The sequence below is a fragment of the Caballeronia sp. GAWG2-1 genome (genome assembly GCF_023631405.1).
In the GTDB taxonomy this organism is placed as follows: domain Bacteria; phylum Pseudomonadota; class Gammaproteobacteria; order Burkholderiales; family Burkholderiaceae; genus Caballeronia.
The window spans coordinates 84,024-104,551 of the sequence record NZ_JALQDD010000045.1 but is presented as its reverse complement, the minus strand read 5'-3'; the positions used below and the strand labels follow the sequence as shown (position 1 = coordinate 104,551).

The 20,528-nt window shown below is 58.3% G+C and carries 24 protein-coding genes; 10 read left to right on the top strand and 14 right to left on the bottom strand.

Features of this window, described 5'->3' with window-relative positions:
* The first annotated feature begins 6 nt into the window (after window positions 1–6).
* The 3 genes from NCR98_RS31920 to NCR98_RS31910 are packed head-to-tail and all read left to right on the top strand — an operon-like array spanning window position 7 to window position 3,118.
* Complete coding sequence (locus NCR98_RS31920) at window positions 7–1,125, top strand: type II secretion system F family protein (protein WP_250528391.1); 1,119 nt, start codon at window positions 7–9, stop codon at window positions 1,123–1,125.
* Between the two features lie 10 nt (window positions 1,126–1,135).
* Window positions 1,136–1,780 (top strand): hypothetical protein, encoded by a 645-nt coding sequence (locus NCR98_RS31915; RefSeq protein ID WP_250528390.1) that lies wholly within the window; start codon window positions 1,136–1,138, stop codon window positions 1,778–1,780.
* Window positions 1,781–1,795: 15 nt separating this feature from the next.
* Window positions 1,796–3,118, top strand: coding sequence for a hypothetical protein (locus tag NCR98_RS31910; RefSeq protein ID WP_250528389.1), 1,323 nt, complete (start codon window positions 1,796–1,798; stop codon window positions 3,116–3,118).
* An 840-nt stretch (window positions 3,119–3,958) separates the two neighbouring features.
* Here NCR98_RS31910 and NCR98_RS31905 read toward each other — a convergent pair.
* The 6 genes from NCR98_RS31905 to NCR98_RS31880 all read right to left on the bottom strand — a co-directional run bounded on the left by NCR98_RS31905 (window position 3,959) and on the right by NCR98_RS31880 (window position 9,287).
* Window positions 3,959–4,939, bottom strand: a complete 981-nt coding sequence (locus NCR98_RS31905) for a CAP domain-containing protein (protein WP_250528388.1) — start codon at window positions 4,937–4,939, stop codon at window positions 3,959–3,961.
* 214 nt (window positions 4,940–5,153) lie between these two features.
* Entirely contained in the window at window positions 5,154–5,525 is a 372-nt protein-coding gene (locus tag NCR98_RS31900) for a hypothetical protein (RefSeq protein ID WP_250528387.1), read from the bottom strand.
* Window positions 5,526–5,528: 3 nt separating this feature from the next.
* Window positions 5,529–5,699: a hypothetical protein gene (locus NCR98_RS31895; protein ID WP_213233635.1), complete on the bottom strand. Its 171-nt coding sequence runs from the start codon at window positions 5,697–5,699 to the stop codon at window positions 5,529–5,531.
* 21 nt (window positions 5,700–5,720) lie between these two features.
* On the bottom strand, window positions 5,721–6,911 hold the full coding sequence (locus NCR98_RS31890) for a FlhC family transcriptional regulator (RefSeq protein WP_250528386.1): 1,191 nt from the start codon (window positions 6,909–6,911) through the stop codon (window positions 5,721–5,723).
* Between the two features lie 68 nt (window positions 6,912–6,979).
* Complete coding sequence (locus tag NCR98_RS31885; RefSeq protein WP_250528385.1) at window positions 6,980–8,221, bottom strand: hypothetical protein; 1,242 nt, start codon at window positions 8,219–8,221, stop codon at window positions 6,980–6,982.
* A gap of 379 nt (window positions 8,222–8,600) precedes the next feature.
* On the bottom strand, window positions 8,601–9,287 hold the full coding sequence (locus NCR98_RS31880) for a nuclease-related domain-containing protein (RefSeq protein ID WP_250528384.1): 687 nt from the start codon (window positions 9,285–9,287) through the stop codon (window positions 8,601–8,603).
* Between the two features lie 381 nt (window positions 9,288–9,668).
* Here NCR98_RS31880 and NCR98_RS31875 point away from each other — a divergent pair, with 381 nt between their 5' ends.
* From NCR98_RS31875 to NCR98_RS31850, 6 genes are all read left to right on the top strand, one after another.
* Window positions 9,669–9,968, top strand: a complete 300-nt coding sequence (locus NCR98_RS31875; protein WP_250528383.1) for a hypothetical protein — start codon at window positions 9,669–9,671, stop codon at window positions 9,966–9,968.
* Window positions 9,969–10,075: 107 nt separating this feature from the next.
* A complete protein-coding gene (locus NCR98_RS31870) occupies window positions 10,076–10,510 on the top strand; it encodes a hypothetical protein (protein ID WP_502799826.1) in 435 nt (144 codons plus the stop codon).
* A gap of 10 nt (window positions 10,511–10,520) precedes the next feature.
* Complete coding sequence (locus tag NCR98_RS31865; protein WP_250528382.1) at window positions 10,521–11,312, top strand: hypothetical protein; 792 nt, start codon at window positions 10,521–10,523, stop codon at window positions 11,310–11,312.
* Window positions 11,313–11,323: 11 nt separating this feature from the next.
* Window positions 11,324–11,863 (top strand): single-stranded DNA-binding protein, encoded by a 540-nt coding sequence (locus tag NCR98_RS31860; RefSeq protein ID WP_250528381.1) that lies wholly within the window; start codon window positions 11,324–11,326, stop codon window positions 11,861–11,863.
* A gap of 253 nt (window positions 11,864–12,116) precedes the next feature.
* Window positions 12,117–13,199 carry a DUF7146 domain-containing protein gene (locus NCR98_RS31855; RefSeq protein WP_250528507.1) on the top strand — a complete coding sequence of 361 codons (1,083 nt, stop codon included), beginning with the start codon at window positions 12,117–12,119 and terminating at the stop codon, window positions 13,197–13,199.
* 110 nt (window positions 13,200–13,309) lie between these two features.
* A complete protein-coding gene (locus NCR98_RS31850) occupies window positions 13,310–13,534 on the top strand; it encodes a hypothetical protein (protein ID WP_035511697.1) in 225 nt (74 codons plus the stop codon).
* Window positions 13,535–13,598: 64 nt separating this feature from the next.
* On the opposite strand, the gene NCR98_RS31845 is transcribed toward NCR98_RS31850, so the two are convergent.
* The 4 genes from NCR98_RS31845 to NCR98_RS31830 all read right to left on the bottom strand — a co-directional run bounded on the left by NCR98_RS31845 (window position 13,599) and on the right by NCR98_RS31830 (window position 15,483).
* Window positions 13,599–13,835 carry a hypothetical protein gene (locus NCR98_RS31845; protein ID WP_250528380.1) on the bottom strand — a complete coding sequence of 79 codons (237 nt, stop codon included), beginning with the start codon at window positions 13,833–13,835 and terminating at the stop codon, window positions 13,599–13,601.
* Window positions 13,822–13,974 carry a hypothetical protein gene (locus tag NCR98_RS31840; RefSeq protein ID WP_159462577.1) on the bottom strand — a complete coding sequence of 51 codons (153 nt, stop codon included), beginning with the start codon at window positions 13,972–13,974 and terminating at the stop codon, window positions 13,822–13,824. The genes NCR98_RS31845 and NCR98_RS31840 overlap by 14 nt, the downstream gene beginning before the upstream one ends.
* Window positions 13,975–14,128: 154 nt before the next feature.
* Window positions 14,129–14,455, bottom strand: a complete 327-nt coding sequence (locus NCR98_RS31835) for a hypothetical protein (RefSeq protein ID WP_143756413.1) — start codon at window positions 14,453–14,455, stop codon at window positions 14,129–14,131.
* A complete protein-coding gene (locus NCR98_RS31830) occupies window positions 14,452–15,483 on the bottom strand; it encodes a PRTRC system protein D (RefSeq protein ID WP_250528379.1) in 1,032 nt (343 codons plus the stop codon). Before NCR98_RS31830 ends, NCR98_RS31835 begins: the two co-directional genes overlap by 4 nt.
* Window positions 15,484–17,279: 1,796 nt before the next feature.
* On the opposite strand from NCR98_RS31830, the gene NCR98_RS31825 reads away from it, so the two are divergent.
* Window positions 17,280–18,425, top strand: a complete 1,146-nt coding sequence (locus NCR98_RS31825) for an integrase domain-containing protein (protein ID WP_250528378.1) — start codon at window positions 17,280–17,282, stop codon at window positions 18,423–18,425.
* A gap of 117 nt (window positions 18,426–18,542) precedes the next feature.
* Here the strand turns inward: NCR98_RS31825 and NCR98_RS31820 are convergent, their stop codons facing one another.
* The 4 genes from NCR98_RS31820 to NCR98_RS31805 all read right to left on the bottom strand — a co-directional run bounded on the left by NCR98_RS31820 (window position 18,543) and on the right by NCR98_RS31805 (window position 20,524).
* Entirely contained in the window at window positions 18,543–18,683 is a 141-nt protein-coding gene (locus NCR98_RS31820; RefSeq protein WP_159462576.1) for a hypothetical protein, read from the bottom strand.
* 69 nt (window positions 18,684–18,752) lie between these two features.
* Window positions 18,753–19,418 (bottom strand): Lar family restriction alleviation protein, encoded by a 666-nt coding sequence (locus NCR98_RS31815; protein ID WP_035968627.1) that lies wholly within the window; start codon window positions 19,416–19,418, stop codon window positions 18,753–18,755.
* A gap of 340 nt (window positions 19,419–19,758) precedes the next feature.
* Entirely contained in the window at window positions 19,759–20,154 is a 396-nt protein-coding gene (locus NCR98_RS31810; protein ID WP_250528377.1) for a DUF7682 family zinc-binding protein, read from the bottom strand.
* A gap of 52 nt (window positions 20,155–20,206) precedes the next feature.
* Window positions 20,207–20,524, bottom strand: a complete 318-nt coding sequence (locus NCR98_RS31805) for a hypothetical protein (protein ID WP_077161686.1) — start codon at window positions 20,522–20,524, stop codon at window positions 20,207–20,209.
* Window positions 20,525–20,528: the final 4 nt, after the last annotated feature.

The window sequence follows — 20,528 nt, the reverse complement described above, 5'->3', positions numbered from 1 at the left end:
CCCGCTATGTTCACGACGTTCGCAAAAATGCTGCCGCCTCGGCAGCAGTTGGTCGCCGCGCGCTGGCGCTTCCAGAAGGTCCGCGAGGACTTCTATCGCGAGACGCGTCTTGATATCGCAGCAAAAGGGCTGCGCAACACCGAGACGCTTTTTGATCGGCTCGAAACGTACGAGAAGCGCAGCCGCTCGCGAGGAAAGCTCGAATGGCGGGTGTTCGCGCGCATCCGGGAGGCCATGCAGCGCGGAGAGAGCTTCGCCATGGCGATCAAGCCGTTTATTCCGGGCGATGAATACGCGCTTTTCGACATCGCGGACGAGTCGTCTCGCGAAGACGCGGTTGTGCGCGGATTCGAGTTGGCCGAAATGGCGGCGAAGGCCAAGCGCGTCCTGTCGTCTACCACCTCGGTGCAGATGGCCTATCCAGCGTTGCTGCTCGTCTATATGTACGCGTATTGCATGCTGTTTGGTGGCGTCATATTCCCGCAGGTGCTCGACGTCCGGCCCCTCGACCAATGGCCGGATCTTGGGCGGTTCCTGTACCACGTCGATACGTTCTGCTTCGAGTATTGGTGGCTCACGCTCACAGCGATGATCGGTCTGGTGTTTGCGTACTTCTCGACCCTGAAACGTTGGGCAGGGCCGCTACGCGACAAGTTCGACCGCATGCCGTTGCTGTGGCGCAATCGCCGCGATCTGCGCGCGGCGCTACTGATCGTTTCTCTGGCAGGCCTGTTCGATTCGAACATGACTCTGCGCGCAGCGCTGGAGCGGCTGTTGAAGACTGCCGACCCGTGGCTGCGCTGGCATTTGAAGATCATGGACCGACGCCTGACGGCGCGTTCAGACGAGCCGATGCGGGCGCTCGACACGGGCATCTTTTCGCTCGCGATCGTCGACACCATTACGGACGCTGCGGGCCGTGACCAGTTTGAGGCCGCGATCAAAAGCCTTGGGCGTGAATCGCTCGATCGCGTCGTTGAAGCCGTCAAGCGCAATGCTCGGTTGACGCACTACATGCTGCTGGGCTTCGCGGCGGCATTGTTCCTAACCCTTGGCATCGGCTCGTATGTCGTGACCGGCGCCGTCAATCTCACATCGGGAAATCCCGCCGCTACCAGCTACTAAGGAAATAAAAATGACCAACGATAAACGAGAAGCCGTCCGGATGGACCCGAATACAACCGCTGCGAATGAGATGGACGCGATCAAGGCGCGCCGCGCACGCATGCTGAAAGCGGCGCGTGCGACCAGGCAGTCCGGGGAGCTGTCGATGATCGAAGCGGGTGCAGTGATGGCGGGTGCCGCGTTGCTCGCGCTGGCGGTCTATGCCGGCGGGAAGTACGTCCTCGACCTGATCCATGCGTCGCAGTTCAAAAGCGAGGCGCAGATGTTCCACACTGGCATCCTGAACGCGACGCAGAACGATGCCGATTTTTCCTCCGAGACGCTGACTGTCTTGGCGCAAAACCATGCCTTCGATTCGGCGGGTTCGCGCGTCGCGTCGGACAATTCTTCGGTGAAGGGGATGTTCAACGGGACTGTCACGGCAGCCGTTAATACGCTTGTCACCTTGAACGACGCGCTGGTGTTGACGTATCCGGTCACCTCGACGGTGTGCTCGCTGAGCGCCGCTGCTCTGATCACCGTCTATACGCAGGTAACGGTCAATGGCACGACCATCTTTTCACCGACGGTCGCGTTCAACCCAGCGACGGTCGCAACCGCCTGCGCGTCGAACGGCTCAATGGCGTCGATGGGCCTCTGGACCACCCGTACTTAAGCGCGGGCCGCCGACATGGGAAGCATTCTTGAGATGTTGATCGTCCTGGTTGGCGCGGCCTTGCTGACAGTACAGGGAATCAAGGAAGACATCGCTGCGAAGCGCCAGAACCTCTTGCAGATCGAAGGGCAAAACATTGCGTCGATCAATGCGGCACTTGGCAGCTATATCACCAACAACTATGCCTCGCTTATTCCAGCGGGGTTTTCGCAGACGACGTCTACGCCAATCGCTGCGCCGACGCTGGCGCAACTGAGCGCGCAGTCGAATAACAAGGTTGCTTTCAAGAACGGTCCATTCTGGGGTGGCACCTACCAGATCGCTCTATCCATCGTACCCGACAATTGTTCGACCTCTGCAGGTAATTGCCATATCGCCTCGCAGATCTATCCGAGCTTGCCGCTGGTGAGCATGAAGAATAAGACTGCCGACGTCGCCGGTGCCGGTGTTCTCGCTGCGGCCGGAGGTGCGCAGTTCGGCTACTCGACAAACCGAGCGCCTGCGACGGTGACTGGTATTCACGGCGGGTGGACGTTGCCTAATCCGGTAGGCAGTAAAGCCGGGATGGTATTGGCGATTAACGGCTTCGGCGCGGATGGTAATTCGCCGTATTACCGGCGTGATGGTGCGCTGCCGTTGACTGGCACGATGAACGCCAACAATCAGGACATCCAGAACGCAGGCAACGTGAGCGCCAAGACGCTAAAACTGCAGGCAGGCAACAGCGTGCAAATTGCCAATGGTGCAATCTACTACGGTGATGACACGAATGCGGCGGTGCGCACAAGGGGAACGCTGTTTATCCAGAACTACCAAGGGACGGGTCCTGCTCCGCTCAATGTTGGGGACGTCAACTCGAGCGGAACTTTGAACGGCAACGCTTTGACGGTGAATACGGCAGGCGCGAACGTTGCCAACATAAACGTCGCGAACATAAACGCAGGCGCGGGCAATTGCGGCTGGAATGGCGTCACGATCCGCAACAACCTCATGTACGTGTGCAATAAGTGGGGCAACTGGGTGGGGGTCAGCACGTTGGTCACTAATCACAGCAGTGACGCCCACTACAGCGGCTACTACAACGGATGGGGCGTCAATCCTCCCGCATGCGGGGCAAGCGGAACGGCCTGGTATCGGATCACTCCGCAGACCATGACGACCGACTATGCAAATCACAATCCTCCGCTTGCTGGTGCGCGCTTCACAATGGGCTGGAACGGCAGTCAGTGGGTGCTTCAGATCTACAACGTGCTCGCGGACGGTGCTAACAGCTTGGTACCCGACCAGCTGGGACTTCAGGCGGAGATCGACGTTGGTTGTTCATATCCCAATCAATAAGGGAAGAGATGAGAAACACCGGGATTGCAAGTGCGGTGCTCGCAGTCGCGTGCGCCGTCAGTTTGGGAAACGGAGCTGACGCCGCTGACGTTTATCAGCCGATCGGCGTGCCGAATACGCCTGGCTGTAACGCTGGTTACTCGTGGCAAAAAATCGGCGTGCGGTATCAGTGTGTGACGCCGCAGCCTTCCTGTGCGTATGGCTTCGCAAGCGGCCCTGCTTGGAACGGCAGTACATGGGTCTATTCGTGTAATGCACCGCCACCGCCTCCGCCGCCGCCAAGCTGCCCGAGCGGGACCTACCAGGCGGCTGCTCCATCGTGGAACGGCGCGGCGTGGGTTGGACAGGTGTGCCAACCGGCTGCCCCGACACCCACCCCTCAGTCGCAGTGTGCGACCCGCGCTCTGCAAGACGGGATAACGCTTTCACCCGAGAACGTGTCACGAAGGCACCCGTTCAATTCGTATGCCGGCCCCGCAACATCGTATTACTACGACTTGTCCACGGGGCCTTATTGGGAGGTCGGGGGGTATTCTGGAAATAGCTGGACGGTCGTTTGTAGCTTCGTCAATGCCACGGGTGATTGGACGCCCGCAGCTAATAATCCGTATGTACGCGCCATTAACGAACCTTATGACGGCGCTGGTGGAGGGTAAAGACTGTGGCCCGCCATGCAAGGCAGTAGTATCCGACGCCTCGCTGCTGCATCGCGGGGCGTTTTGGTGTCGAGCGCACGCAACGCGAAGCGATCGAGGTTACCCAAGGCTGTCATTAAGCGCAGCCAACAAAAAAGCCGCCTTAAGAATTGGCGGCTTTTCGCACTGGTACGCGGATTTTTTGTTAGCCGACGATGTTTCCGGTCGTGAAGCTGAACGTACGCGAGAACACCACGCCGTTGATCGTACCCGTCAGAGAGACCGTGTATTGCGAGTTCGGGGACAATGGCGTGGTCGGGTACGCGACGCCCATCCACGTCGGCAGAACCTTGTTCGGGTCTTTGGCCGAGTCCAGCACTTGCAAGGTGATCACGTGCGACGATGAATCAGTCATCGTGCCGGTCTGCATGACGATGGTATCGGTCGCGTTGCCCGCCACTGCGACTGGCGTACCCCAATTGCCGGATGTTGCGGGTGGGGTAGGCGTTTCTCCAAAGGAGGAGTAGGCAACGCCAGTCGTCCCCTGGCACGGAAACGTCAACGGCGCATTTGTTGTGACCTGCTGATAGTTGGTTAGATCTAGAGCGTAGTATTCCTCCGGGAAGCCGTTGTAGGTCGTGGCGACCTTGCCGATACCGACCGTGTTCGTAGGCGAGGCGGCAATCATGATGTGATACACGCCCGAGATCAGGCCATAGACGGCTTGCTGACCATATTGTGTTTCACTCCACGTGGCGCTCGTATAGAAGCCACCTGACACCCCGACCGAACCGTTGTTCGCCGTATATCCGAAGTGGGCTGCGCGATCACTGTAACTCACGCCGGTGAAGCCGGGATTGCCCGCCACTTCGGTGTCGGTGAAGACGTTGTTCGTTGCAAGGTACTGCGCGTGTGCTGCGGTCGCCTGATCGAGCGCCGTGTTTTCCTGTAGGGCCGGGAAACCGCATTGTTGGCGCTGTTGGTTGAGCAGGTTGAACGCGGCGAGATGAAAGCTGTCAGCCGGGTACTGGGGCGTCGTCAAGTTTCCCGGAGTTGTCGTCGCGGGTGTGCTTGCGCCGGTTGCAGACGATGCATTGCTGCTGCCGCCACCGCCACCGCAAGCAGCCAAAAGCAGCGATGTAGCGATCGCGGCCATCGAGAGTTTGAAGTTTTTCTGAATCATCATTTGTTGTTTCCGATCTAGTTGTTGCAGTCGCCCCCGCGATCTGCTTACTTTCATCTTATCGAGCGGTGTTCGAAGTCAAGGCGTCTTGGAAGTCCGTCTCGAAAACCGCTTTCCTCGTTAGGGAATTGCCGTTGGCCAATGGCGGCGCAGGCATTGTAATACCCCAGTAACGGGTTGAAATTCCGCACCGTTGTTTGATCGCACCCGTTTGCTATCACTGCTGTCCGCGGGCTCGAAGGTGCCTCATCCGCAAGCCGATGAAGACGACGCCGAGGACTGCAGCAACGGCGACGGGCTGTGTCGCGCCGACGGAAGAGAGAAGTGCGGACCCGCCCCAAAGGAGAATGAGGAAGGTCGCGAGCGCGCCGAATGCCTTGCTTTTCGACACGGCCGCGAACTGCAGCCTGCCCGAGCCGAATCTTTGCGCGAAGCGATTGTTGCTTTGCTCAAGGTCGAATGCCTCCTGAGACTGCGCCGCGGAGCGAGCTGCGCGGTAGTGCCTTTCGTACCGTAGGAATCGTGCGTCGCCGCGGCCTTCCAGCCACGCGGCGGCGCTGTCTGAGAACAGGTAAGCGAAGTCCTGCATGGCTCAATGCGTCACGTCAGAGTGAAATTCGATCGCACCGATTGCGTCCGGAATGCAGCGTCCGTCGGACTCGGCGTGGTACTCGCCGGTCACTAAGTCTAGCCAGCCGAACTGAGGGCGGCCGTCGCGGGAGAAGACCACCAGACCGGCTTCGACGTTGAATTCATGCGGCATCAACAACTCCTTTATCTGTGACTATTTTTTGGTCTTGCGTCCTTTGCTCTTGGGCTCGGTCAGGCGCGGCTTAAGATCGCCAGTGCAACCGGGACATACGAAGTCCTTCGCCAATTCGATCTTCCCTTCGTCGTTGGCCAAGATGTACTCCGTCGCGCAAGTTCTGCACGGTGCGACATTCAACCTCGAATCGATCGCCATGGAGCGGGTGAGATGGTTCGCGCGGTCAGCAGAAACGGCGAGCCGACTACCGAACATCTTGTGGAGAACGTCGTTGGATGCAATCAGCGCTTCCGGGATGTTCGCTCCGTTGTTCAGCGCGCACCGATAAAGCCATACCAGCATGGTTGTTTGGAGTCGGTGCACGGGACGCTCGACGTACCACGTCAACGAGCTTGCACTGTTGCCACATGGCGAGCTAACGCCGTGGATCTCTCGATAGGTGTTTCGAGTGATGGCCGAGGTTACGCCAAACAAGTTTGTGGCGGTCGAAGCGCGACAACCCTGGGTCATCAACAACCTTGCATAGATCTCACGCCTAGCCCTGTCAAGCCGCAGGTCGGACCACAAATTCTTGAAAGGCAGCCCGCTCGGCTTGAGGTTCGAGGTGCGCATGACATAGTGAGCGACGGCCTCTTCGGTAAGCGAATCTGCGCCGTATTGTCTCCAGAAGCGCTCGTCGTCGAACCGCCATCTAAACAGCGGGAAGCGAATCCCACCGATCGCTGCTTCCAGCCGACCGATCGGCAAGCCCATCAGGTACTCGGCTAACTCAAAGGAGATACCGAGGAGCGGCGCTGCGAGCACGCTCTGGTGAAGCACGTCTTTCAGCAGCGAAACATAGGCGCAGTTGAAATGGAAAATATCGCGCGCCGTCACGTCGTCGACGAAAGGCATCGCTGAGGACAGCTTTGACACTGCGGTGGAAAACATTATCCCGTCGACAAACGTCGCCCAATCGCGAGGATCCTGCAGCGCCGGCGACAGCGCGAGGAACGGCATGTTCATAAGCTTGGCCATCGGTACGGCGTGCGCCTTGAACGTTTCCATGTTGTCAAACGAGACGCCAAAGAATGCTTCGGCTCCGCTGTACCGCGCGAGTACCTTATGGATAACCGCGGTCAGCGAAAAGTTGGTCCGTTGTATCTTCTCAGCGAGATACGGCCGAAGGGCAATGTTGGTCTCAACGGCATCAAGCGTGGTGGTCGACATATTTTTTTATATTGTTCCTGGCGGAAGCGACCCCATCGCGTCCGCCACATCGTTATTGCAGTTACGTCTTACAGGTTCCGCAAGCCCGTCTCGATTTCGCTCAGTTGCTTGCGCATCATTGCGGCGAGCGTTTCGATCAACGGTTCGTGCTGCCCAAGCCCGTCGGAAGCTTGAACTGCAACCTGAGCCAGCGACAGCTTGCCCGCGAACTGCTCGAATGAGGATAACGCTTCTTGCATCGCTGCTTGAACGCGGTTAGCAGCTTCGATGGCGCTGGCTTCTTTCTTCCTGTCGGCCTCAAGTCGTTCCAACTCGGCGCGCCTCTCGACCAACTGGTCTTCTAACTGTTTAAGTTCAGCGTTGCGCTTTTCCAGTGATTCGGAAATGCTCTTAAATCCAGCGGGAGTCGTCTCAACTTCCTTGATCTGGACTTCCGGCTTACGGTTGAGCAGCGCGTTTCTTTCCTCGTTCAGCCTTGCAATTTCCTTGTCCTTGTCCGCGAGGTCCTTTTCGAGGTTGGCTAGACCTGCCTGCCGGCCGGTGTAATAGCTGTCCATACGCTGAAGCTGGGCCTCTTTCTCGGCGATCAGTTTCGCAGTGGCATTGAGCTGTTGCTGAAGGCGGTTGGCTTCGTCCTCCGCGACTCGCTGAGCGGTTTTGCTGTCCTCGAGCAGCGCCTCGTAGTTGTCTAGGTCTGCTTTTTGGTCAGCGAGTGCCTCTTCCTGCTTCTGCAGCGTCGCCAGCATTTTGCGAACGTCTTCGCGGGTCATATGCTCGTTGGCTTGCTTCGCCGCAAGAATGACAGCAACCTGCTCGTCGGTCACGTGGTCCGCAGCGAGGATGTCGAGTTCGCCGACGTTGAATACGCGGATAGCCTCGGTGTTATCAAGGAACGCTTCGTAGCAACGCATGTACTTGCGGGCTGCCGCCATCTTGACGCCGAGCGCCAACTCGAAGAACGAATATCCCAACGTCGCGGCCCGCCGCAGCGAAGTTGTCTTGTTCCCCGACGTTGCGACCATCACGTTCTTGATCAGGTGCATCGAGTTCATCAGCAGACCGCCGATCGTTTTGAGGTCGGTCGAGACTCGCGCTCTCGCCTCCCCAATCGTCACCATGTTTTCGACGAGCTGGGCGATGAGATCGGCGAACTCGTCGCTGTCCCCGAAAATCTGCCGGGCAACCATGTCAATCTTCGAGCGTTCGGCACCGCTTGCGGAAACTCCGCCAAATATGTCGTCCAACGGATCGTAGATTTCCGTTTTGCGCAGTTGCAGTTGCTTTTTAGAATCGTCACTACTTGAGGACATAACTTCTCTCCAAATTTTGCAGCGCCCTCGCGCGCTGCGTTCCAAACCCCGCAAGGACTTCGCTCGCGGGTAAGAAAATGGTGTCAGTACACACCCCTCGCATCGAGTGAGCGCGCCACAGGCAGTTCTCATCTCGTGCAACATTTTCCGTCGGAGGACGTTCTTTTTAAGATATGTAAGCGATCGTAACGGCCTTCCGGAGCGCGTCTGATATTAAAAGACGGTGTTTTTACCCCGTCTTTCGCGTTTGGGGAGCGAAAGGCAGAGTTTTTGTCCATCTTTGCAAACGTCTAACGGTTCATTTTTGAAACACTTAAGTGTTTTTTAGGCTTTTACGTGGAAGCAATTACCTAAAGTTAGCGCTTGCAACTTCTCGTGATTATCGGTACTGGCTCTGCGCACGAACCTTGTGCGCCATGAAACCTTCGGTCGAGGTGTCCGCATACATGAGTATCGCTTCGCGGGCCTTGGCGACGTCCACCGTCGACGTGCCTGTGCGCTCCGCACGCTTGGAACGCAACCAGTGGGGGAGGTCGTCCAGTGCCAATAGATCGGTCGGTAGTTCTGGATGCAGTACGACACCTGGCGACACGAAGAGACCCGCGCCAGCGACCGGCCACATCGCAGGAAGCTGCTCTCGGAGGAAGCGGATCTTGCTGCGGTTCTGCTCGATCGGCGAGCGTCGGTCTTCCGCCTTGCCGTTGGGCGCAGTCCGTGTCAGGGTATCGAGACGATTTGACGGCGCGATGCGGCCGGACCAATTCTTCGTCTCGAAAACGAAGACGCCGAACGGCGTGATCGCGAGGTGATCAATCTCTGCGGTGGGGAATGCAGTCCCGGGAGCATGTTCTATAAGCAACGTCCCTTCGTGCAGGTAGAAGTTGTCGCCGCACAGCCATTCGAGGGTCGTTCGAAGCTTTGCTTGAGCCAGAGCTTCGCCGGCCGCACCGATATCGTCCGACGAGCGCTTTGCGCGATGGGCGCTGCGCGAACGAGGTCGGCTCCGCTGCTTGATGGCTTTGAATACGCGGTAGCCGCCGACTGCGACAAGCATTTCGAAGAACATTCGCTGCCTCCCTGTTGAGCATGTAACTAGCATGCCAAGGGCAAATGGAAGTCAAGGGAGCACCGCGGCGCTGCCACGTTCGCGCCGAAAATCGAAAGGCGGTGTGAAATTGGGAGCTTTCGCGCGCACGCGTTCCCCGCCAGCGCGTAAATTGCCTGTTATCCCCGCGTCAACGACGCATCGACCCGAGCCGCAGCTAAGCATCAGTGCGCGCTCGCGATCTCTTTTTCTTCCGCATTGAGCTGCTTCCGCCACGCCTTATAGAGCCGTGACGAAAGCGTCTCTCCGCGCGCCTGTTTTTCCTGCTCACCCGAGCATCGAAAACCATCCAGCGCTGTACTGGCTGGACATCCCCTAGTGCGTCTTTTTCTGGAGAGAAAAATGCCGAAGCAGTTGGTAATGAAGGCGATGAAATCGCCCGGCTGGTTGGTCGCTGTTTGCTTTGCCCTGTGGTTTGCCGCGCACTCGTTCTTCGCCTTTCTGTTTGTCTCGTTCACCGTCGCGGTCTGGACCAAGAGATCCATTAAAGCGGCGTTGAAAGAAGAGAAAGCTGAGGATTTGAAGGCGCACGCGCCCGCCGTTGTCGCTCCGGCTACCGCCGACGCCAACGTCACGCTCATCAAACGTCAGTACGCCAAGTCCGCAGTGGTCGTTCCACTTAAGACAGGCACCGACGACTAGTCGCCACGCCTGAATGTCAAGACTGCCCGCGCGGGCGGTCTTGACCCCTCACCCCAACGGGAAACCATCCCGTTGCGGGCATGGGTTCCCGTTTATCGGAGATTCCCATGCAAGCAGAAGTAGAAGCATGGCAACTGGACATGTTCGACGCTCCTCCAGCGCCGATCACGCGTGCCCGAGCCAAGCCTGATCCGCTGCCCGATCCGCATCTGTGGAGCGAGGCGGTAAAAGACAAAATGGTCGACGCGTTGATCAGTCTCGCGACTGACAGCAGACGCGGCGACAACATGCCCGAGTCGTTGATGGATTGCGCTGTCTTGTTCAGCGAGCGACTCAAAAACAGAAAGAAGATGGAACTCGAAGACTACCGAGCCACGCTCGGTTGGGTCATGGAGTTCTGGAGCGGGGCGCTGCCGTATCGGTTCGTCTGCAAGATCAATGGCGTCGATCCCGAGTTCTTGCAAGACGTCATCCTGAGCAACCCGCTGCTCAAGCGCGACATGGAAGAGGTGCGTCGCGAGTGCTTCGGCACGCTGGTGTAGGAGGCCGACGATGAACACATCAACATTCGGCCGGCTGATCGGGACGCTTTTCGGCGTGACGCCGCAGCCGCAGCGTCGCAGCGACTATCCCACGAGCCATTCATCCCCGGTTGAGATCGGTAAGGGCGGTGCCAACGAACGGCACATCGCCATCGCAGGACAACCAATGCTGTTCCGCGATGAAGGTGGCGTCGTCGTGCAGTTTCGTCCGGCGTTCGACTACGAGCTGCGGCCAACGGCTGTCGGCATGAAGCTGATACCGGCGCTCGCGCCGCACTGGGAAGTGCTGCACGAGCACAAGGGCACGCTGACCGACGCCATCGCGGCTGCTGTCAAGAGCGCTCAAGCCGAAGACACGCCTGTTGGTCGTTTGCGCGACACGGAGCCCGTTCGAACAGTCAATCCCAGCGACGCGCGACCGCGGCCGGAAGTTGCGGAGGCCGTCGTATCGACGTCCCCTCGATCTGCTGAGTCGTCACATCGACGCACTGAGCGCGCGAGGTACGGGGTGTTGAGAGAGTGGGGGGAGAAACGATTCCCCGATGGAAAGCGCCCTGGCAAGACGTATGAGTCGTTTTGCCTGACGCTCGAGCATCGCGGCGAGACGCACGTGCTGCAAGGTGAGGGCCTGCGCGATGCGATCGCAGAGTCGGCCTGCCGCATTGGGGACCGCGTTGAAGTCAAGCGGATCGGCAAAACGAAAGTGCCAGCAGTCGATGGACAGGGACGGCCCAAGCTAGATGCCCGCGGCGAGCAAGTGCTGTGGGACAAGTGGCTTTGGTCTATTTCCAAAAAATCTTAAAGGAGTTAGTTATGGCATCAGTAAACAAAGTCATCCTCGTAGGCAACCTCGGGGCTGATCCGGAGACGCGCTACCTGCCGAGCGGCGATGCGGTCGCGAATATCCGACTCGCAACGACCGATCGCTACAAAGACAAGGCCTCGGGCGAGATGAAGGAGCAGACCGAATGGCATCGAGTGTCGTTCTTCGGTCGGCTGGCTGAGATCGTCAACGAGTATCTGAAGAAGGGCTCGTCGGTGTACATCGAAGGCAGAATCCGCACGCGCAAGTGGACGGACCAAGCCGGGCAGGAGCGGTACTCGACGGAAATCGTCGCAGACCAAATGCAAATGCTCGGCGGCCGCTCTACGGGCGATCGTTCATCCAATGACGGGTTCGAGAGCCAACGCCCTGTACGTCAAGAACGTTCGCAGCAGCCGCGATCGAGCAACCCTGCGCCGGCGAGTCGCGAGCCGCAATCGACATCGTATGGCGGCGGCGGCGGCTTCGCAGATGATGACGACATACCCTTCAGGGCGCATCTGATGGGCCGCGAGTGGGCTGCGATCTAATCCCGTAACACCTCACCTCGCTTCCTGTTTCTTCTCACCTTCGTTGCTTCGTCGAACCGGAAACGGTCGGCGAAGCCGCGAAGCGGCTCTTCCTGCGCGACGCGCCCTCTCGGTCGCTACACCCGCCTTTCGCTTTCCCTGCTGAAAAAAGCCGCCCGCCGTGCTCGCCTCGCGCGAGGCGGACGGCTTTTTTGAGCACGGTTTCACCGCCTGTTCAGGCATCGACCTCAACCACACCACAACTGGAGTGACAATGAATGTAAAGGACGTCAAGCTGTCCCCGGAACAGTGGATTGCGTTGCTCCAGAAGTATGGAGTGCCCGCAAGCTCACTGACTGGGAAGGGCGCACCCTGTCCCATCTGCGGCGGAAACGACCGCTTCACCTACGACAACAACCGCGGTCGCGGCGACTGGGTCTGCCGCAAGTGCAACGACGGCGACCGAAAAGCCGGCGACGGCTTCGAGCTCATCTGCAAGTCTGCCGGAATTACCTTCCGCGAACTCATGATCGAACTTGAAGGCGGCAGTCTGGCCGATGCACGGCAGAGCCGAGCACAACCGGCAGCCCCGGCGCCTGGCCGAAAGGTCGATCCTGAGTGGGCGCGCAAGCGCCTCGACTCAATGTGGGATCGAGCGACGCTGGTCGGTTCCGATGGCCTGGTTCCGCGATACCTGCGCGAACGGGTGCCCGGTTTGACAGTGGCGCCGTCTGCGGCACTGCGCATGGCGATGCTCGATTACCGCCACGAGAAGAAAGTTATCGGTCAGTGGCCGGGCATCCTCGCTCGCTTCACGCTGCCGGATGGCCGTCTAGGAACCCTGCACCGCACGTTCCTTGAACGCACAAAACCGGCGAAGGCGTCGATCGTCACTAACGATGGCGAAATCCTTCCGGCCAAGCTGAACGACGTGACGCTTCATAAGCTGAACGGCGGCGCAGTCCGGCTGATGGATCCAGTCGATGGCGAAATCGGCGTCGCGGAAGGTCTCGAGACGGCGTACGCCGCGCACATGCTGTTCGGTGTGCCGGCTTGGTACTGCCTTAATCGAATCCTTCTCGCTGATTTCGTTGTGCCGGACGGCCTTGGCATCCGCGTCGTCCATATCTTCGCGGACTTTGATGCGGTCGACCCGCGTACCGGGAAGTCGCCGGGCGTCGATGCTGCATTGAAGCTGGCGAAGCGGCTGCGAGTTGAAGGCTACACGGCTATGGTTCACCGTCCTAAGAAGCGGGAAACCGACTTCGCTGACGAGTGGTCGGCATCTCAACTAGCGCATCGCCCTGCCGTTGGAATGGTGGTGCGCCGCGACGAACGAGAAGCACTGCACGCTTGATTTGTTTGATTCCGCGGCCGTTTGGCTGCTAACAGTAACTTTTTGCCCGGTGGGGATTCGTCCCCGCTGGGGCCGCAATCCGCCCGAGCTTTTCCAATGGAGAAGAGGAAATGAGCTTCAGCATGATTGTTGGCCGGTATGAGATCGTGGCAACTTCCGGCGTCGAAAACGGCTCGGTCAGAGTAGGGAAGTCGGAGGCGGAAGCCTATGACGTGATTGACCGGAAACGAGGCGGTCATGCGCGATTGGAGAAACAAGGCGTCACGCTGGACACTGCTTGGTTTTACTGCATTCGTCGACAGGCGAACGCACAAGGGGTGACCCTGCTGCATTGATATCCATCGCTATAAAAAAAACCCGGCCAACGAGCCGGGTTTTTTTTTCCATAGCTTCCAGTGCTCACCATGTACTAGCCTTAACTTTCAGGGCAACTTTGAACACATAAAGCGCGACATTTATCGCCGGAACCATCACGCCGCTAGCCCAGAAAGAACCGACGAGCGAGAGCCCAAAGATCCAGTTGCATAACGGTGTATCCGGCAAGCGAGCAGCGACGCACGCGACGAAGAAAAGAGTTCCCGCAGTCAGCGCCCGACGAGCGACCAAGGGCAAGGCCAAGAATTTACCGAACATCATCGACCTCGTCGGGTGAGCGGAACACAGCGCGATGGCAGAAATATGCTGCCTCGCAAGCAGCCAGCGCGGCAGCCACGAAAATCCACATGCGCACGCCGCGTGTCCAGTCAAGCTGCGCCAAGTTTTCGATAAAGCTCATTATTTCTCCGTTGCGTTGCAGATTTAACTATAGACGTCCCTATCATGCCATCGATTAGGCGAAGTCAAGTTTTCGGCGAGTGCACATGCGACTGCGCATCTGGCAGCGCAAGCGCCGCTGAAAGCGGCACGTGCCTTCTCGACCTATCTCCGCCTCACCCTACGTTCAAGTTTTCGGCTAGGAACGCGTAGTCGAAGTCAGGCTGGTCATCGCGCACTGGCGCGATTTGCTTAGGAGCGACGGGACTCTCGCTGCGCGCAGAACCGATTGCAGCTTCCGTTGTTGCTGACGTGTTGGCTGATGTCGGCGTGGGAGTCACCCCCGCATGAAGAACCGGGACGCTGCCCCGCAGAGCGTCATCTGCTAAGCGCTTGAGCAGCGCCGCCCGTTTCCTCGGATTGGAGACCGCAACTAGAGCATCAAACAACGTTGGCGTCGCGATTTCGCTGATTGTTACTTTGATCTCCAAAGCGCCTGTCATGCGGGCACCCCTTCCTTGCGCTTCTTGTCGCGCAGCAGCGTTGCCTCACCAGCGGCGAGGAACCCCCTTACATTCGTGAAGCATGGCTCTGCCATATGGTCGATCCTCAAATGGGGAAACCGCGCTTGTATCTCAGACCTATACAGAGCCGCACCGCCACCAGTTAGAACGATGGAGCGAATGTCCACTGTGTTCTTCACGCCTGCTTGAATAGCTTTAACCGCGGCGTCGATGACCGTCTGCGCCGCCGGCAGAAAATCCTGCAAGTCATAGTCGTTCCCGTTGAGCAGGAGAGTGGATCCCGTGCGAAGCGCCTTGTCGATCCGCTCAATCCCCTGCGTGTCGATATGCAGCTTTTCCTTGATGACTGCGGCGATGGCTTCGTAATAGTGAGACGCGCCGCTGTGGTGGCCGCCGCTGCGCTCTTCGTCGATCGTCAGCCCGGTTGCTACCAACCAGTCCGTAGTGAAGTAGCCGACATCAATAATGAGGTGCGGGTCTTCCTTGTCGAACTCGTGGTACCGCGAGAAGTTGACCAATGCGCCGAGCGGCTGCGGAAGCACGATGACGCTGCCCACATCGAACTCCACGTCGCCGTATGCATTATTACCAGCAAATGCACTGCGCAAATGAGCAACGTGGGTGTGGAAATTCCTCATCGGCAGGCCAAGAACCAGGCGGTCGACCGATGCGATGTTCGCGAAGTGGAACGCACCGGCCAGCAGCGCGGCATAGCTGGCAGTCGTGCAATAGTCGTCGTTAAGTGTCGCCCCCGCGTCGCCGTTTCGCGAGCTCAACAGCACGCCGGGACCGACCTGATAGCGCTTTCCCTCGACGTCCACCGCGACAGTTTTGGGCGTCGTGATCAAACCCGCGCTCTCTTTGGCGATCGTGTGCGCCTTGTACGGCGGGGTCAGCGACGGAAACATAAAGGTCGACACGTCGGAGCCGTTGCGGAAGGCGATCTTAGTGTTGCCATATCCGACGTCAACAGCGAGGACGGGTGCATGTACTTTCATGGTGTTCATTCTCTCTCCAGAGCAATTCGATAGGTTCAACCCATCTGCTAGTTATCTGACAGAAAAGTGGCAGACGGGCGTGCGCGCTGGTTCCTTTTGTCGAAACGTCCGGATAACTGCCAGTTAGCTCTCCATCAACGGTGAGATGGCGAATCAACCGTGTGAAGCGCCTCAATCTGTCAGTTATCGAGACGAAATCGGTAGGAAAAGTCCCAGTTACGCCTGTCCAACTCTACAGATCGCAGCGCAACGTCAAGGAAGCAAAAGCTCGCAACATTTAGGCAGCTTTTAACTCTTCGCATCGCCACCGCGCCGGTATTCTTTTAATTACCAACCGCGCGCATGCGCATCGACCCTCCTGAAAAGGACCATCTAGGGGACCGCTTTGCCTAGCGAAAACCCCCTCTGTCACCGCCGCAAATTGAAGCGGCCTTTTTCTTAATCTAATCAAGTTCAAAGCGACCCAAAGTGAGGACGCTGGACACGCGATATCCACTGGGTTTGCGGGCGGTTTTGCCCGAGTGTCCGAGATGAGACGGATTGGGAGCGCGCGGACACTTGTCCGTGGCTGCCCTTTTTCCAGCTCAAGGAGGATGGACGCATCCTTACAGCACACGACGTTGGGTACGTTGCATGAGGTCCGATACACCGCGACCGAGTGAACGCGCTTTGGGATGGGGGACCAGCTAGGCCGACACGGCGAGTTGCTCCCTGTACGAAAGACGAACGGGCGGCGCACCCGGAAAAAGAGCAGCGCAAAAAGATTACCGAGCACTTGGCCGAGGTCGTGCCGTCGCAAAGACGGGGCACACCGGCGCGCAACAGCGCGTCTAGGGCCGGCGCGGTAGCCGTGGCAGCGGCATAGCCGAATCGCACAGTTTTAGCGGTGCGCGGTTCGACTGCTGGAGCAGCAGGAGATACACAACGACGAGAGATTCCGCGAAGCGGGCCCGCGTTGGAAGTACTCCAGCAGCAAGCCAGCGGCAGTCAACACGCGAAGCGTGACGACTGGCAGCACGCAGCAGTACGGAGGTCGATGCGCGTTTCTTCCACGTGCGGGGCTATCGAATGGAATCGCTAAAGGACAGGAAGGCAGGACCCGGCGGGGCTACGCAGCGGCTGTGCGGCCAGACCCGGGGATAGGCTCCTGAGGTATGCGGCGCGGTGGCAGGAAAGGACACCGCTCAATAGATGAGCACGGGTTGCTGACTCGTCAGCGTATAAGGAGAACGCGCTTGCTAGAGCCGCAAAAAATTGACGTTTCAGGAGCAGAACTCGCCTCGAATTTCATGGCCATCGCGTCGTATGAGCTGGACCGATAACGCACCAATGCGAGCGCTGATGTGCGCTGAGATGATCAGCACGTCAGGCGCTGATGCATTGACGCGATTGCTATGTGCGTGGACGCCTAGGGAAGAACAGGTATCGAACTTCGCCACCGTAGCACCGAGGCGCTGCAAAGACGAAGGCCATGGGAATGGAGCACAGCCGCAGCACTTCTCAACTGCCCCGAAGCGAAGCCAACGACGTCGGATTTTCACGCCGGTAGATCACGCCTTCGAGGCTGAAGTTGCGTGGTCTCTGTGGCGGCTGTCGATTACCTACGGTTTCGACGATACGCGATCCAGGCGAAGAGCACTCCGGCATGCGGCGATAGCTGGATGGATTTCTGGCACGTGCGCGGGTGGCGGAGTCCCGAAAGGGTTTCCGCGGTCATGCCAGTTGGAAATGGCATTTGAGAGGGGCCGAGCAATGTACTCGGTGGCCGAGACGCGGCAATCAACAAACGAGGAAGGAGCATCCGAATGACAGTAACCGTCTATGTGAAAGGCATCGTTGCGGGCTATCCTGAGCTTCCCCCCGCGTTCCGGGATGCACTTGAAAAGATTTTCACTCCGAACGTCAATCGTGTTCACAGCCGTACCCGTGTTAGCAATAAGCCGATATCGGTCGGGACACAGGAACCCCGACTGCAAAAGCTTTGCCGTTCGTTTGTTGAGCTGCGCCAGATCGGCTACGCGATACAAACACCGTATGCGCTCAAGGAAAAGCACATCGAAAAGCTGGTGGCCCTATGGCACAAGGACGGCCAGAGTCCCGGGACCATCGAGAACAAGCTGACGTACTTCCGCGCGTTCTCGAACTGGATCAACAAGCGGAACCTGGTCAAAAAAATGTCGGAGTACATTGATCCAGCCGAGCACGACTTTCGGCGCGCATCTGTGGCGACCGAGGACAAGTCATGGGAAGGCAAGGGGATCGACGCGGTAGCCATCATCCAAGAAATCGCAAAGACGGAGCCCGTGGTCGCTGTGCAAATGAAGCTGCAGGCGGCCTTCGGTTTACGGGTCGAAGAGAGTCTCCTGTTGCGGCCGAAAGACGCAGTCCGTAAAGACGGAAAGCTCAGCGTGGTCCACGGCACAAAAGGTGGTCGTGCTCGTGTGGTGCCGATAGAGTTCAAGTTGGATGTCCTACTTGAAGCTGCTCAACATACCAACCGGTCTACTGGCTCGACTATCCCGGACGGCTATACCAAGACTCAGTGGAAGGACCACTTCTATACGGTTCTCAAACGCCATGGTGTAACGAAGTCTGGCTTGGGCGTTACGTGCCACGGCCTAAGGCATCAGTTCTTGCAGCAAATGTTTGAAAAGTACACCGGCGTTCCTGCGCCGATCAAAGGCAGCGAACAGAGGGCCGACCCGGCGCTACACCGCGAAGCGATGCAAGCCGTGGTTGAGGCGGCCGGCCATAGCAAAGAGCAAAAGGCCGGTGCTTATCTGTCCAGCTATTCTGTCCAGAGACGACTGAAGACGCCTAAGCCGACAATTGAACAGGTCCAGGAGGCACTGGCTGCAAGCGATGGAAATAAAAAGGCAGCCGCGAACGCGCTCGGCATCTCAAGAACGGGCCTATACCGCATTTTACAATGCGAAAAGCGTGCCGAATAAGGGGGATATGCATATTCGGCACGTTTTGTAACAGTGGTTTTGTTCTTTAATTTCAACGACTTGGTTTTTCGCGCTACAAAAACGGGACGCTCTCCGGGGAGCGTCTCTATGCGCTTTTCAGCCCAAGAGCCAGCCCAACTGCGGACTTGTCATGGCGTGATACGTCAGGATGACGCCGAGGGCGAGCACGGTTAAAAGCTGCGGCGCGAGTTTGTTGCGGAGCCGGTAGGCGACGACGATGTACTGAATGGGCGACATATACGGTCCTTGTTTGTCGTGTGTAGTTGCTAGGTCCACTCAGTATGACCGTCGCTAAACGAAGTCAAGTCACCAGCGGTTGCGGTCGGGGAGGTCATCGACCGCCTCGTTGACGCTGTTCTCAAAGTTGCCTTCGTCACCGCCTGTCGCGGGAATCCGGGGAAACTGGACCGAAGCGATTCCGTCAATATATATGCGCTTCGCTAGCTGCTGGAGCTTTCGATATCGCGCCGCATCGCGGAGGACTGTGTCGACTGGCCAGAACTCGCTCATTGTGACTTTGCTGTCGACGATTTTCTTGGCGAGCATTTGAAAGATGGGCCCGCGATTCTGCCAGTCGTCTTCGTTCCTCGAGAGAAGGTCAATTAGGTAAGCAGCGTCGACCGCGCTAATTTCTTTCCTGACAAGCTGAAGCAGATCTCCCTCGGTGGCTTTTGGCCGCCGCATCCGTGCATTCCAAATCTCGCCGGCCTTATCCAGTGCCGCGTAGCGGTCGTTGCCGATCGGTATCCAAGGCGTCTGCATCCCGCATTCCTCGCAGAAAATGCAGCAGACCTTCTCGTAAGGGACGTCGTACGGTGAGCGCGGTTCCATGTCTTGCATGGGCGGCGCCAGGCTGTTGCCAAGGCCAGCGAAGTCACGCTTCGGAGCCGACGGACGGCCGACTAATCGCTGGGAGAATCCGAAAGACCACTTTCCGCCGCAATGGTCGCAGGGAAAAAGTTCGTCAGTCATGGCGCTGTCCTGTCGCCGGCTCGCCGGCGGTTCTAGTTTTGTAAGCCGCCGTGAATTATAGCGACCGGCGTGAGGGCGCCTGACCGCGCTCGCCGAAAGTCACCTTTCCAGCCGGCCAACTAGGTCTTTCCAGTGCCATCAGTTGCTTCTCGAGTTCATCGGCAGACTGTCGATGCAACTCGCGTTCGTCGTCGCTTAGCGGGATGCCGTTTGGCATGCGCTTACTTTCGACGATGTCGCGTAGTGCGTTGATCGCGGTTCTCAACGCCAAATCTGGACGGACCTTCATCGCGAGTACCTCCTTGAGAGGATAACGGCGCAAGGCGTCAGTCGGAAAACGTCATGCCGCTACGCGGTTCGCCGCAATCCCATTGTAGTCTTCGTGACTGACGAGGCGTAGCGGTGCGAGCGATGGGGCGTCAAAGAGCAGGCGATAGGATCGGCCGACCGGCACGGAAACCAGCTTGCCAGCCGAGGACTTGATGTACTTTCCGTCGAGCGAGAATGGATGCACGCCGCTACTGACCTTCGCGAGCAGGTCTCTTGCCTCTCGTTGTACGGCCGACAGGTGCCGCACCATGGATAGGTCGATCGGATCGTCGATCGTCGAGAGGCGCTTCGCAGTGCGCTTCTCCTCGAGCGCGAGACGGCGCTGTGCCTTCTGGTTCTCAGCAGCTGCGCACGCGTGGCAGTATTTTCCCTTGCCGCTGTGACCGCATTCGAAGTTTCGTTTCATGGTGCATTCCTAAGTCGTTGGTGACCCTATTGCACCATTGTTCGACGGTTGGTCAAGTGTCGGTAGACGACTTATTCAGGCTTCTTTCGCCCGGCGAGATCGCATCGAGCTCCTGCGATAGCTCCAGGATCCGTGCGTCGGCGAGCTGGATGCGAGATTTGAGCCGGTCGATGTGCCCCATCGCTAATGCGTACTGCTCGGACAGCATCGACAGCGCCCAAAAAGGACTGAGCGTGGCATCACAATCGGCGCACATGACGATACCGCCGCGTTCGACAAGTCGGAGGTTGCGATGTACGCACTTCGCCTCAGCACCGGCGAGCGCGTTAGTGGCGACGGCTCGCCTTTCGAACGGAATGACCTTGCGCATCGAC